The organism is Variovorax beijingensis, assembly GCF_007828835.1.
GTDB lineage: Bacteria > Pseudomonadota > Gammaproteobacteria > Burkholderiales > Burkholderiaceae_C > Variovorax > Variovorax beijingensis_A.
In genome coordinates this window covers 68,130-81,295 of sequence record NZ_VIVL01000002.1, presented here as the reverse complement: position 1 = coordinate 81,295, position 13,166 = coordinate 68,130, and the positions used below count along the sequence as shown (strand labels likewise).

At 67.4% G+C, this 13,166-nt stretch carries 13 protein-coding genes; 2 read left to right on the top strand and 11 right to left on the bottom strand.

The features are described 5' to 3' along the window. Positions 1-31: 31 nt before the first annotated feature. From FB547_RS06685 to FB547_RS06655, 7 genes are all read right to left on the bottom strand, one after another. Complete coding sequence (locus FB547_RS06685) at positions 32-934, bottom strand: carbohydrate kinase family protein (RefSeq protein ID WP_145740706.1); 903 nt, start codon at positions 932-934, stop codon at positions 32-34. A gap of 58 nt (positions 935-992) precedes the next feature. Further along, the gene (locus FB547_RS06680; RefSeq protein ID WP_145740704.1) at positions 993-2,327 is read right to left on the bottom strand and encodes a zinc-ribbon and DUF3426 domain-containing protein; all 1,335 of its coding nucleotides are present in this window, start codon (positions 2,325-2,327) and stop codon (positions 993-995) included. A 73-nt stretch (positions 2,328-2,400) separates the two neighbouring features. Continuing rightward, positions 2,401-3,285 (bottom strand): 50S ribosomal protein L11 methyltransferase, encoded by an 885-nt coding sequence (gene prmA / locus FB547_RS06675; protein WP_145740702.1) that lies wholly within the window; start codon positions 3,283-3,285, stop codon positions 2,401-2,403. Between the two features lie 16 nt (positions 3,286-3,301). After that, entirely contained in the window at positions 3,302-4,651 is a 1,350-nt protein-coding gene (gene accC / locus FB547_RS06670; RefSeq protein WP_124960426.1) for an acetyl-CoA carboxylase biotin carboxylase subunit, read from the bottom strand. A 120-nt stretch (positions 4,652-4,771) separates the two neighbouring features. Next, positions 4,772-5,233 carry an acetyl-CoA carboxylase biotin carboxyl carrier protein gene (accB, locus tag FB547_RS06665; protein WP_145740700.1) on the bottom strand — a complete coding sequence of 154 codons (462 nt, stop codon included), beginning with the start codon at positions 5,231-5,233 and terminating at the stop codon, positions 4,772-4,774. 99 nt (positions 5,234-5,332) lie between these two features. After that, the gene (locus FB547_RS06660; protein WP_145740698.1) at positions 5,333-5,878 is read right to left on the bottom strand and encodes a TlpA family protein disulfide reductase; all 546 of its coding nucleotides are present in this window, start codon (positions 5,876-5,878) and stop codon (positions 5,333-5,335) included. Further along, a complete protein-coding gene (locus tag FB547_RS06655; protein ID WP_145740697.1) occupies positions 5,875-6,477 on the bottom strand; it encodes a hypothetical protein in 603 nt (200 codons plus the stop codon). The genes FB547_RS06660 and FB547_RS06655 overlap by 4 nt, the downstream gene beginning before the upstream one ends. A 102-nt stretch (positions 6,478-6,579) precedes the next feature. On the opposite strand from FB547_RS06655, the gene mpl reads away from it, so the two are divergent. Continuing rightward, positions 6,580-7,983 (top strand): UDP-N-acetylmuramate:L-alanyl-gamma-D-glutamyl-meso-diaminopimelate ligase, encoded by a 1,404-nt coding sequence (gene mpl, locus FB547_RS06650; RefSeq protein WP_145740695.1) that lies wholly within the window; start codon positions 6,580-6,582, stop codon positions 7,981-7,983. Beyond that, positions 7,980-8,489, top strand: coding sequence for a cupin domain-containing protein (locus tag FB547_RS06645; RefSeq protein ID WP_145740693.1), 510 nt, complete (start codon positions 7,980-7,982; stop codon positions 8,487-8,489). Before mpl ends, FB547_RS06645 begins: the two co-directional genes overlap by 4 nt. On the opposite strand, the gene FB547_RS06640 is transcribed toward FB547_RS06645, so the two are convergent. From FB547_RS06640 to rodA, 4 genes are all read right to left on the bottom strand, one after another. Beyond that, entirely contained in the window at positions 8,486-9,604 is a 1,119-nt protein-coding gene (locus FB547_RS06640) for a 3-deoxy-7-phosphoheptulonate synthase (protein WP_145740691.1), read from the bottom strand. The genes FB547_RS06645 and FB547_RS06640 overlap by 4 nt on opposite strands. 224 nt (positions 9,605-9,828) lie before the next feature. Then, positions 9,829-10,371: a hypothetical protein gene (locus FB547_RS06635; RefSeq protein ID WP_145740689.1), complete on the bottom strand. Its 543-nt coding sequence runs from the start codon at positions 10,369-10,371 to the stop codon at positions 9,829-9,831. A gap of 46 nt (positions 10,372-10,417) precedes the next feature. Beyond that, positions 10,418-11,878: a metalloprotease TldD gene (tldD, locus tag FB547_RS06630; protein WP_145740688.1), complete on the bottom strand. Its 1,461-nt coding sequence runs from the start codon at positions 11,876-11,878 to the stop codon at positions 10,418-10,420. A gap of 112 nt (positions 11,879-11,990) precedes the next feature. Next, the gene (gene rodA, locus FB547_RS06625; RefSeq protein WP_145740686.1) at positions 11,991-13,145 is read right to left on the bottom strand and encodes a rod shape-determining protein RodA; all 1,155 of its coding nucleotides are present in this window, start codon (positions 13,143-13,145) and stop codon (positions 11,991-11,993) included. Positions 13,146-13,166: the final 21 nt, after the last annotated feature.

The following is a 13,166-nucleotide window of genomic DNA, read 5'->3' as shown; positions in this document are numbered from 1 at the left end:
CTTTTTTTATGGGCGCCTGCCAGCGGGTGGCTCAGAGGCCCAGCGCCTTCAGGTCGATCTGGTAGTTCTGCGGCCCGCGCTGCGCGATCTTGAGCGCGCCGATGCGGTTACCCAGTGCCGCGCACTGCGCGAGCGGCCATTCCTTCTCCAGACCGAACAGCAGCGCGCCGCGCCAGGCATCGCCGCAACCGGTGGGCTCGACCACCGCCGCCGGCGTCACGCCCGGCACATGCTCGCGTTCGCCGTCGATCCAGACCTCGCAGCCCTCGGCCGCCAGCGTCACGACCAGGCCGCGCACCCGCTTCGAAATCTCGCCCAGGCTCCAGCCGGTGCGCTGCGACAGCATCTTGCCTTCGTAGTCGTTGACGACGACCCAGCTCGCCAGGTCGACGAAGTGCCTGAGCGCCTCGCCGTCGAACATCGGCAGGCCCTGGCCCGGATCGAACACGAACGGAATGCCGGCTGCGGCGAACTGCTCCGCGTGCTGCAGCATTGCCTCGCGGCCGTCGGGTGCGATGATGCCGACGCGGATGTCTTCGCGCGCGGCGATCTTCGTGAGGTGCGCCTGCTGCATCGCGCCGGGGTGGAACGCGGTGATCTGGTTGTTGTCGACGTCGTTCATGATCATCGCCTGCGCGGTGAAGGTGTCGTCGAGCTGGCGCACGAACTCGGTGCTGATGCCCAGCATGCGCATGCGCTCCAGGTAGTCGGCGCCGTCGCTGCCCAGGGTGGCCATCGGCAGCGCGGTACCGCCCAGCGCATTGAGGCTGTAGGCGATGTTGCCGGCACAGCCGCCGAAGTCGCGCCGCAGGCCCGGCACCAGGAACGACACATTGAGGATGTGCAGCTGGTCCGGAAGGATCTGGTCGGCGAACCGGCCCTCGAAGGTCATGATGGTGTCGAACGCGAGGGAACCGCAAATCACTGCTGCCATGGGTGAGCCGTTGGGTAGAAATGGATGAATGGAATGAGAAGGCGGGCGCGAGCCAAGCCTAAGGATAGAACGCTTCGACGCGGTAGCCGGCAATGGGGGGCAGCGCGACCGCTTCGGTCGCGGACAAACTCAGCGGCAATGACGCCGCCTGATCGGAGCGCGCCGCAAGCACCGCTGGCGCGCCGTAGTCCGCAGCCATCAACACGCGACGCACGACGGCGCGCTCCTGCGTGTCGAGCAGCGAGAGCTCGACGGCCGGCATGGCCAGCGGAACGGCCGCGCCATTGCGCAGCGTGAAGTTGAGCCGGTAGTCGTTGTTGCCGGTTTTCTCGCGCGCGAAGGCCGCGCCCTCGATCACGATGTCGCCGATCTGCCGCAGCGCGGTGAGCTCGCAGCCAGTCGCGCGGCACAGGGCCGCGAACGCGGGACGCAGGTTCGACTGGCGCGCGACGATGCCGTCGCGTTCGTGGCGCAGGACCTGCACAACCAGAAGCAGGACGGCGAGCGCGGCCAGCAGCCAGAGCCAGCGCCGTGCCCCAGGGCGCTGCCAGACGCTTGCGGCGCGACGGCCCAGGTTCTCGCTGCCATCGGAAAAAGGAAGCCGCTCCGAATCTTCCGCATCGTCGCGGACCGCCGGCAAAGGCGAAGGGAGCAGGCCCGGTTCGGGCTCGCTCGCCTCCCGCACCATCGAGGCCGACATCTTTGCGGCGGCGCGCTCGTCGCGCGCCTTGGCGCTCGCGATCTTGGCCGACTTGATGCGGGCCCGGCGCAGCGCCTTTTGCATCTGCACCTGGTCGCGGTCTGGTTCGGGCGCGTGCTTTTCGTCTTCTTCGCTGGCGGTTGTCGCCATCTCGCGCGCCTGGAGGCGCAGGGCCGGCAACGGTGGTGCGGGCGGGGGCGGCGGCGAAGGCGGAGCCGCCAGATTCAGGTCGATGTTCGGAAACGGCGGCAGCGAACTCGCCGGCGGCCGCCATTCGGGCTCGTTGGCTTCGAAGTCGGTCCACAGCTCGTCGGCGACGATGCCGTGCGCCGGCAAGGCGAAGGCGGGCGCGGGAGCTGGTGCAGGCGCGGGGTCGGGTGCCGGCACCCGCTCGGCCTCGGAAGGCGCAGCTGCAGCCTCCGGCGGCTCGCGATGCTCGGGTTCGTCGTCGAAGAAATCAGCGTCTTCGATCGCATCGGAGGAGGACGGCTCGGTCGATGCAGCGGGTGCCGGTGCCGGTGGAGGCGCAGCGCTCGTGGCCGGCGGGCCATCGGGCGCCTCGTGCAGGTCGAGCGTGGCGTCGAACACGTGGCTGCAGCGTCCGCAGCGCACCCAGCCATCCGAAATGCGAAGCTGGTCGCGCACCACCTTGAAGGTGGTGGCACAGGCGGGGCAGCGCGTGACGAGGCTCATGACGGGGCGATTGTAGGGTTGGGCCCTCGCCGCGCCAGTGGGATCAAACGCGAAACGGCAGGCGCGCGCGTCCTCAGCAGCGCGCCGTCATGAGGATCCAGCCATCCTCGCTGTCGCTGACTTCGAGCGCGGCATAAGGCGCATAGGCCTGCTTCAGCTCGTCGGCCTGGCGCTCGAGGATGCCGGCCAGCACCAGCGATCCACCGGCCGCCACGTGGCTGCGCAGCAGTGGCGCAAGCACCTTGAGCGGCGTGGCCAGGATGTTGGCCAGCACGGTGCCGTAGCGGCCCTTGGCCGCTTCGGGCAAGCCGGCATTCAGCCGCACGCCGTTGGCTTCGGCATTGAGGCGGGTCGACGACACCGCCGCCTCGTCGATGTCGACGGCATCGATGTCGGTCGCGCCGAACTTCGCCGCGCCGATGGCCAGGATGCCGGAGCCGCAACCGTAGTCGAGCACGCGCTGGCCGGCGAACGAACCCTGCCTTGCGATCCAGCGCAGGCACATGCGCGTGGTGGGATGGGTGCCGGTGCCAAAGGCAAGCCCCGGATCGAGCCGGATCACCTGCCTTGCCTGCTCGGGCGGCTCATGCCAGGTCGGCACGATCCAGAATTCGGGCGTGATCTCGACCGGCGCGAACTGCGATTGCGTGAGCCGCACCCAGTCCTGCTCGGGCACCGGCGCCACGCCCAGCACCGCACAGCCTTCGAAGAAATCCTGCAGCGCAAGCACCGACGCGGCTTCTTTCGCAAGCGCTTCATCGGCAAACAGCGCAATCACGCGCGAACGCTGCCAGCCTTCCTTGGGCGGCGGCATGCCGGGCTCGCCGAACAGCGCCTGCTCGGCATCGGTCTGCGCGTCGGCGTCTTCCACCGACACGCTGAGCGCATCGAGTGCGTCGAGCGCATCGCTGAGCGTTTCGACCCGGTCTTCCGGCGCCATCAGGCGAAGTTCAAACATGGCGTCAGGTGTCCGCTTAGCGTTTGTGCGCTGCGAGCCACTCTTCCAGGTAATGGATGTTGGTGCCGCCGCTCATGAACTTGGCGTCGACCATCAGCTCGCGGTGCAGCGGGATGTTGGTCTGGATGCCTTCGATCACGGTTTCGTTGAGCGCCGTGCGCATGCGCGCCATGGCCTGCTCGCGCGTGTCGCCGTAGACGATGATCTTGCCGATCATCGAGTCGTAGTTGGGCGGCACGAAGTAGTTGGTGTATGCATGCGAATCGACGCGCACGCCAGGGCCGCCCGGCGGGTGCCACATGGTGATGCGGCCCGGCGACGGCGTGAACTTCCAGGCGTCCTCGGCGTTGATGCGGCACTCGATGGCGTGGCCGCGCATCTCGATCTGGCGCTGCGTGAACGGCAGCTTCTCGCCGGCCGCCACCATGATCTGCGTCTTCACGATGTCGATGCCGGTGGTGAACTCGGTCACCGGGTGCTCCACCTGCACGCGCGTGTTCATCTCGATGAAATAGAACTCGCCGTTCTCGTAGAGGAACTCGAAGGTGCCGGCGCCGCGGTAGCCGATCTTCTTGCAGGCCGCGGCGCAGCGCTCGCCGATCTTCTCGATCAGCTTGCGCGGAATGCCGGGTGCCGGGGATTCCTCGATGACCTTCTGGTGGCGCCGCTGCATGGAGCAGTCGCGCTCGCCCAGGTAGACCGCATTCTTGTGCTTGTCGGCCAGGATCTGGATTTCGACGTGGCGCGGGTTCTGGAGGAATTTCTCCATGTACACGGCCGGATTGCTGAATGCAGCGCCGGCTTCCGCCTTGGTCATCTGGATCGCGTTGATCAGCGCGGCCTCGGTGTGGACCACGCGCATGCCGCGGCCACCGCCGCCGCCTGCCGCCTTGATGATGACCGGATAGCCGATGGCGCGGGCAATGCGCTTGTTGGTGGTGGCGTCGTCCGAGAGCTCGCCCTCGGAACCCGGCACGCACGGCACACCGGCCTTGATCATGGCCTGCTTGGCCGAGACCTTGTCACCCATGACACGGATGTTTTCAGGCGTCGGGCCAATGAACTGGAAACCGCTCTGCTCCACGCGTTCGGCGAAATTGGCGTTCTCGCTCAGGAAGCCGTAGCCGGGGTGGATGGCCTCGGCGTCGGTCACCTCGGCCGCCGAGATGATGGCCGGCATATTGAGATAGCTCAGCGACGACGGCGCCGGGCCGATGCACACGGCCTCCTGCGCGAGCTTGACGTACTTGGCCTCGCGGTCCGCTTCGGAATAGACCATCACGGCCTTGATGCCGAGTTCGCTGCAGGCGCGCTGGATCCGGAGGGCGATTTCGCCGCGATTGGCAACCAGGATCTTCTTAAACATGTGCGCCCCCGCGGCTGCATCGCCCGCACGCTGCGCGTGCCAGGGCAATTTGACGGCCTTCGCCCGCCCGCGCCGAGGCGCGAGCCCCTCGGTTCGCAACCAGAATCTTCTTGAACATGGTCACTCGATGATGAACAGCGGCTGGCCGTATTCGACCGCCTGGCCGTTTTCGCCGAGGATCTGGGTGATCGTGCCGGACTTGTCGGCTTCGATTTCGTTGAGGATCTTCATTGCCTCGATGATGCAGACCGTGTCGCCCTCGTTGACCTTGCTGCCGACTTCGACGAAGGCCGGGGCGCCCGGGCTGGAGGAGCGGTAGAAAGTACCCACCATCGGCGACTTGATCGCGTGGCCGGTGGGTGCCGCTTCGGGTGCGGGGGCGCTGGGAAGCGCGGGTGCCGCCGGTGCGCCGGCAGCAGGAGCAGCGGCAGGTGCAGCCGCCACGGTCTGTACATATTGCACCGGGGCAGCGCCGCCGCCCTTGACGATGCGAACCTTGCCTTCGGTTTCAGTGATTTCCAGTTCGGAAATATTGGATTCCGACACCAAATCGATCAGTGTCTTGAGTTTGCGCAGATCCATGGAGCTCCAGTGCCGACTTTGCCGGTCAATAGGATGTAACTTGGCTAAAAATCGGTGATTTTCAGCGATTGGCGGCTAATGCCGAGTGTGTATCTGATTCTAACCGTGAACCAGTTCACGCCGCCAAGCGTCCAGGTCGGCCGCTTCGAGCTTGCCCATTTTACGAGCCGCCACTTCGCCCGTGCCGTTCAGGACCAGCGTGAACGGCAATCCGCCGCCCGTGTTGCCTAGGTTCTTGACCAGTTCGGTCCCCTGCAGGCCGGCCAGGCCCGTGGGATAGCTGACCGGCGTCTTCTGCAGGAACTTGCGCACCGCGCTGGGCTGGTCGATGGCCAAGCCCACAACTTGCCAGCCGTTCGCACTATTTTCGCGGAAGAAGCGGTCGATCATCGGCATTTCTTCAACACACGGCGGACACCACGTGGCCCAGAAGTTGAGCAGCAGCGGTTTGCCGCGCAAACTGGAAAAAACCAGTTCGCCGCCCTCCGGCCGCTCGAAGCGCTGCTCCCAGAAACTCGCGGCCAGCACCTCGCCCTTCGGGCTGCTGCCGCGCTCACGCCACCATGCGCCGCCCAGGCCGGCCGCAGCGGCCGCGACCGCCACGCCGCCATAAAGGAGGCCTCGCCGTGTGGGCGAAGAAGTCATTCACTGTCCTTTTCACTTTCGATCAGCCGGCGCAGCGCCGCGAGGTCGCCGCGCGGCGTGCGGCCCTGGGCGTCGGGCCGGAGCGCACCGCGCAGGTCGTCAAGGTCGTACACCAGCAGGTGCACGCCGATTTCCTCGCCCAGGGCACGGCTTGCGGCGTGCACGCTCAGCGCCTCCACCTGCTCGCCGTGAAACCCGGTGACCATCCGCGGCTCGTAGTCCACGTGGTGGTCGATCAGGGCAATCTCGGCCGACTTGGAATCATCGCAGAACAATTGAATATAAATGTCTGACAACCGCGTGGCGGTGCCGTGCCAGACCGCGCCCCCCACATGCGGACGGAACGCCGCCATGCGCTCCATCCATTCGAGCGCGAGCAGCCGCAGCGCACGCAGCTCCTGCGGCTGGGTGTCGGCGCAATAGAGCGCGATGTAGTCGCGCACCTCAGCCTCCACCTCGTCGTTGTTCGGCAGCGCCGTGCGCGAGGACAAGCCCAGGTCGCGCAGCGCCCGGCGCTTGGCCGGACCGTACTCCAGCCCCTCCTCGACGACGAGGCGGGCTGCAGTGGCGGCAATCTCGCGCTTGGTGGACGTGTCCATCGGCACATTTTGCCCGCAGTAAGGCGCCCCTCGCACAAACATCAGTACAAGGGACGAGGACTGGAGCGCGTGCACCGCTTGCCGCCTCCCTAGAATCGCCCGATGCACATTCATATTCTTGGCATCTGCGGCACGTTCATGGGCGGATTGGCCGCCCTGGCGCGCGAGGCAGGCCACCGGGTCACGGGCTGCGACGCCGGCGTGTACCCGCCCATGAGCGACCAGCTCCGGTCGCTCGGCATCGACCTGATCGAGGGCTTCGGCGCGGACCAGCTCGCGCTTTCACCCGACGTCTTCGTGGTCGGCAACGTGGTTTCGAGGGCCCGGCTGGCCGACGGCACGCCCAAGTTTCCGCTGATGGAAGCCATCCTCGACGCCGGCAAGCCCTACACCAGCGGCCCGCAATGGCTGGCCGAGCATGTGCTGCTCGGCCGCCATGTTCTGGCCGTGGCCGGCACCCATGGCAAGACGACCACCACCTCGATGCTGGCCTGGGTGCTCGAACAGGGCGGCAAGGCGCCGGGGTTCCTGATCGGCGGGGTGCCGCTCGACTTCGGTGTCTCGGCGCGGCTCGGCGAGGGCCCAGCCTTCGTCATCGAGGCAGACGAATACGACACGGCCTTCTTCGACAAGCGCAGCAAGTTCGTGCACTACCGCCCGCGCACCGCGGTCCTCAACAACCTGGAGTTCGACCACGCCGACATCTTCGACGACCTGGCCGCCATCGAACGCCAGTTCCACCACCTCGTGCGCACCGTTCCCGGCACCGGCCGGCTGGTGGTGAACGCCACCGAGGAAAGCCTGCAGCGCGTGCTGGCGCAGGGCTGCTGGAGCGAGCTGGCGCGCTTCGGCGCGGGCGGTGAATGGCAGGCCCGCGGCACGCATGACGCCTTCGACGTGCTGCGCCACGGCGAAGCCGTCGGCCGGGTCGAGTGGGACCTCTCGGGCCTGCACAACCAGATGAACGCGTTGGCCGCCATTGCGGCCGCCGAGCACGTGGGCGTGGCGCCGGCCGATGCGGCGCGCGCGCTGGGCAGCTTCAGGAACGTTCGCCGCCGGATGGAACTGCGCGGCACCGTCGAGCGCAGCGGCGGCGCGATCACCGTCTACGACGATTTCGCCCACCACCCCACCGCCATCCGCACCACGCTCGACGGGCTGCGCAAGAAGCTCGACGACGCCGGCCGGCAAGGCGAACGCATCCTTGCGGCCTTCGAGCCGCGCAGCAACACGATGAAGCTGGGCGTCATGGCGGCGCAGCTGCCGTGGAGCCTGGAAGCGGCCGACCTGTCGTTCTGCCACACGGCCGGGCTCGACTGGGACGCCGCCGCAGCCCTCGCGCCGATGGGCGAACGCGCACAGGTGGCCGCTGCCATCGAACCGCTGGTGGCGCAGATCGTCGCGGCGGCGCGGCCTGGCGACCATGTCGTGTGCATGAGCAACGGCGGCTTCGGCGGCGTGCACGACAGGCTGCTCGCGGCACTGCGCGCCGACGCCGCGCCATGACGGCCATGCGCGCCCGCGAACTGATCGAGAGCCTGAAGCTGCAGCCCCACCCCGAGGGCGGCTGGTACAGCGAGGTGTTCCGCTCGGCGGCGAGCGTCGTTCCCACCGACGGCCGCGCGCCGCGCAGTGCGCTCACCAGCATCTACTTCCTGCTCGAGGCCGGACAGCATTCGCGCTGGCACCGGGTGCTGTCGGATGAAGTGTGGGTGCACCTGGAAGGCGTGCCGCTCGCGCTCTGGACCTGCGACGCCGCGCTGCGCACGGCCCCGGCCCATGTGCGGCTGGGGCCGGTCGACGCCCATGGCACGCGGCCCCAGCACGTGGTGCCGGCCGGCCAGTGGCAGGCCGCCCGGCCGATCCAGGGCCACGCGAGCGGCGACTACACGCTGGTCGCCTGCATGGTCGGGCCGGGCTTCGACTTCGCCGACTTCTCCCTGGTGCCGCCAGACAGCGATGAAGCCGCCGCAATGCGGCACCACTGGCCCGAACTGGCCGGAATGCTTTAACCCCGGCGCCGCTTGATCGCCTGCGACAGGGTGTCGAGCACCTGCACCGAGTCGTCCCAGCCCAGGCAGGCGTCGGTGATGCTCTTGCCGTATTCGAGGCCCGAGAGCTGGTCCTTGCCCGGCGTGAACTTCTGCGCGCCGGCTTGCAGGTGGCTTTCGACCATCACGCCGAAGACGCGGTTCGAACCCTCGGCGAGCTGGTTGGCGATGTCCTTCGCCACGTCGATCTGCTTCTGGTGCTGCTTGGAGCTGTTGGCGTGGCTGCAGTCGACCATCAGCGTGGGCGGGAGCTTGGCGGCCTCGAGGTCCTTGCAGGCCGCCTCGACGCTGGCGGCATCGTAGTTCGGCGCCTTGCCGCCGCGCAGGATGACGTGGCAGTCGCGGTTGCCGTTGGTCTGCACGATGGCGACCTGGCCGTTCTTGTGCACCGAGAGAAAGTGGTGGCCGCGCGCCGCCGCCTGAATGGCGTCGGTGGCGATGCGGATGTTGCCGTCGGTGCCGTTCTTGAAGCCGATGGGCGCCGACAGGCCCGAGGCCAGCTCGCGGTGCACCTGGCTTTCGGTGGTGCGCGCGCCGATGGCGCCCCAGGCGATCAGGTCGCCGATGTACTGCGGCGAGATCACGTCGAGGAACTCGCTGCCTGCGGGCAGGCCGAGCCGGTTGATGTCGATCAGCAGCTGGCGCGCCATGCGCAGGCCCTCGTCGATGCGGTAGCTCTCGTCCAGGTACGGGTCGTTGATCAGGCCCTTCCAGCCGACCGTGGTGCGCGGCTTCTCGAAGTACACGCGCATCACGATCTCGAGCGTGCCGGCGTACTTTTCGCGCTCCGCCTTGAGTCGGCGGGCGTATTCGAGCGCCGCGGCCGGGTCGTGGATGGAGCACGGGCCCATCACCACCAGCAGCCGGTCGTCCTTGCCCGCCATGATGTTGTGGATGCTGCGGCGGGTGCCTTCGATCAGCGTCTCGACCGGCGTGCCGCGAATCGGGAAGAAGCGGATCAGGTGTTCGGGAGGGGGCAGCACGTTGATGTCCTTGATGCGTTCGTCGTCGGTCTTGCTGGTTTTTTCGACGCTCGCATACCAGCTGTCGCTGGCGGGGGCAGTGTTCGTGCTCATGGTGCTTTCCTTGTTGGAGTGGATATCGTCAGGGCATAAAAAAACCGCCGGGGCTCGAGGCGCCGGCGGTTTTGGGAGGGTGTTCGTTTGCTTTACGCGCTCGCCTCTCGTCCGCCGGAAACCGGGAACCAAAAGTAGGCAAAGAAATAAGCGCGGAGGGCGGACATGTGGGCGAAATGTAGCACGGAAAACGAAAAGCCGGGCAAAGGCCCGGCTTCAAGGGCTCAGCGGTAGCCGGATTCGTTGGGGTTGTGGATGATCCAGATCAGGTTGCCGCTGGAGTAGTCGCCCATGCCGCCGCCCGCGAAGACCAGGCGGCCCTGGCCCTTGTAGGTCATCTCGTAGCGATGGCGGTCGCTGCCGAAATAGAACGGGATGAAGGCCTTGCCCGTCACGTAGGCGCCCTGGTCGGTCGGCGGGCCGGCAAGGTCGGTGACCTGCTTGGCGCTCATGCCGATCTGCAGCCGCGTGAACCTGCTGTTGCGCGCCGGATTGCCGGTGATCTCGCCTTCGTAGCCATTCAGGCCCTTGACGGTGCGGCCGCTGCCGGCTTCGACCTTGGAGGAATCAACGACGTTGCCCTTGGCGTCCATGCCGGCCTTGGCGCCGCCGCGTGCCGGGGCCGCGGGGGCGCTGGCCGCAGGTGCCGATGCCGCGGGCTGGCTGCTGTCGCCCGAACCGCCGCGCGAAGCGCAACCTGCGGTTGCCAGCGCCACGGCGGCAGCCGCGGCCCACAGGGCCGCAGACGAATTGATCCTGATCCTCATCGAATGCTCCTCTTTGTAAGAAATGAGGAGCGGAGCTTACAAGCTCTCAGGCCGTTCCGCCTACGGTCAAACCATCGATGCGCAGGGTGGGCTGGCCGACGCCGACCGGCACGCTCTGGCCTTCCTTGCCGCAGGTGCCCACGCCCGAATCCAGCGCCATGTCGTTGCCGATCATGGTCACGCGGGTGAGCGCGTCGGGGCCGTTGCCCACGATGGTCGCGCCCTTGACCGGGTACTGGATCTTGCCGTTCTCGACCCAGAAGGCCTCGCTGGCCGAGAACACGAACTTGCCGCTCGTGATGTCGACCTGCCCGCCGCCGAAGTTGGTGGCATAGAGGCCCTTCTTGATGCTGGCCACGATTTCCTTCGGGTCCTTGTCGCCGCCGAGCATGTAGGTGTTGGTCATGCGCGGCATCGGCACGTGGGCGTAGCTTTCGCGGCGGCCGTTGCCCGTGGTCTTGACCTTCATGAGGCGCGCGTTGAGCGAATCCTGGATGTAGCCCTTGAGGATGCCGTCCTCGATCAGCACGTTGCGCTGGCTGGCGTTGCCTTCGTCGTCGACGTTGAGCGAGCCGCGGCGGTCGGCAATGGTGCCGTCGTCGAGCACCGTCACGCCCTTGGCCGCCACGCGCTGGCCGATGCGGCCCGAGAAGGCGCTCGAGCCCTTGCGGTTGAAGTCGCCTTCCAGGCCGTGGCCGATGGCTTCGTGCAGCAGGATGCCGGGCCAGCCGGAGCCGAGCACCACGGTCATTTCGCCGGCGGGCGCCGGGCGTGCATCGAGATTGGTCAGCGCGGCCTTCACGGCCTGGTCGACGTATTCGGCAATCTGCGCGTCGTTGAAGTAGGCCAGGCCGAAACGCCCGCCGCCACCGCCCGAGCCGACCTCGCGCCGGCCGTTCTGTTCGGCGATCACGGTGACCGACAGGCGCACCAGCGGGCGCACGTCGGCCGCCAGCGTGCCGTCGGCGCGCGCCACCAGCACCACGTCGTATTCGCTAGCGAGGCCCGCCATGACCTGCGCCACGCGCGGGTCGCGCGAACGCGCCAGCTTCTCGACCCTTTCGAGCAGCTTGACCTTGGCCGTGCTGTCGAGGGTGGAAATGGGGTCGATGCCGTTGTAGAGCGACCGGCTCGAGGCGATCTTGCGGGTTGCGGTCTTCACGCGGCCGGTGCGGCCTGCGGAGGAAATCGAGCGCACCGTGCGGGCCGCGTCGAGCAGCGAAGCTTCGGAGATGTCGTCCGAATAGGCGAAGGCCGTCTTCTCACCGCTGACCGCGCGCACGCCGACGCCCTGGTCGATGCTGAAGCTGCCGGTCTTGACGATGCCCTCCTCGAGGCTCCAGCCTTCGCTGCGCGTGTACTGGAAGTACAGGTCGGCGTCGTCCACCCTGTGTGCGGTGATCTCGGCCAGGGCCTTGCCCAGGTGCGATTCGTCGAGGCCGAAGGGCGTGAGCAGGAGCTTTTGCGCCGTGGCGAGGCGCTCGATGGTGGGTTCGCGGGAGATCATTCCTGATTATTGCTCGCCCCCAGGCTTCGCGCACTTCGTGTCGCTTTCGCCCACCCCCTACCGGGGGCAACACCAGAGGCCCGGCAAAGCCGGTTCCTCGGTGTTTCTGGAATTAGTTCTGGGCCAGCTTCCTGGCCCGGGCGATCGACATCAGGATGCCCAGCCCCAGCCCCAGCGTGACCATGGCGGTGCCGCCATAGCTGATGAACGGCAGCGGCACGCCCACCACCGGCAGGATGCCGCTCACCATGCCCATGTTGACGAAGGCATAGGTGAAGAAAATCATCGTGACCGCGCCCGCGAGCAGGCGCGAGAACAGGGTCTGCGCCGCAGCGGCGATGGCCAGCCCGCGGAAGATCAGCAGGATGAAGGCCGCGATCAGCGCCAGGTTGCCGACCAGGCCGAACTCCTCGGAATAGGCGGCGAAGATGAAGTCGGTGGTGCGCTCGGGAATGAATTCGAGGTGCGTCTGCGTGCCCTGCATGAAGCCCTTGCCGCCGACGCCGCCCGAACCGATCGCGATCATGCCCTGGATGATGTGGAAGCCCTTGCCCAGCGGGTCCTTGCTGGGGTCGAGCAGCGTGCACACGCGCTGCTTCTGGTAGTCGTGCAGCACGCGCCAGTCGACGCCGTCGGCGCACAGCTGCGACTCGAAGCCCACGATCAGCGTGACCGCCACGGCGCCGATCACCACCGGCGGCACGATCAGCTTCCAGGGCAGCCCGGCAAAGAAGATCACCGCCATGCCGGCCGCCAGCACCAGCAGCGAGGTGCCCAGGTCGGGCTGTTTCATGATGAGCCCGACCGGCACCGCCAGCAGCACCGTGGCCACCACGAAATCGAGCGGCCGCAGCTGGCCCTCGCGGCGCTGGAACCACCAGGCCAGCATCAGCGGCATCGCGATCTTGAGGATTTCGCTGGGCTGGATCACCACGCCCACGTTGATCCAGCGCTGTGCGCCCTTCTTGGTGATGCCGAACAGCGCCACCGCGATCAGCAGCGCCACCCCGGTCGCGTAGAGCGGCACCGCGAACATCATCAGCCGCTGCGGCGGCACCTGGGCCACCACGAACATGATGAAACCCGCCAGCAGCATGTTGCGGCCGTGGTCGGCAAAGCGCGAACCATGGTCGTAGCCCGACGAATACATGGTCAGCAGCCCGGCGAAAGCCAGCAGCAGCACGGCGAAGGCCAGAAAACCGTCGAAGCCCTGGAAGATGGGCGCGACCCGGCGCGCCAGGGAGGGCTGGTTGAACACTGCGGACATGGGGGCGGATTATCCGCGCCC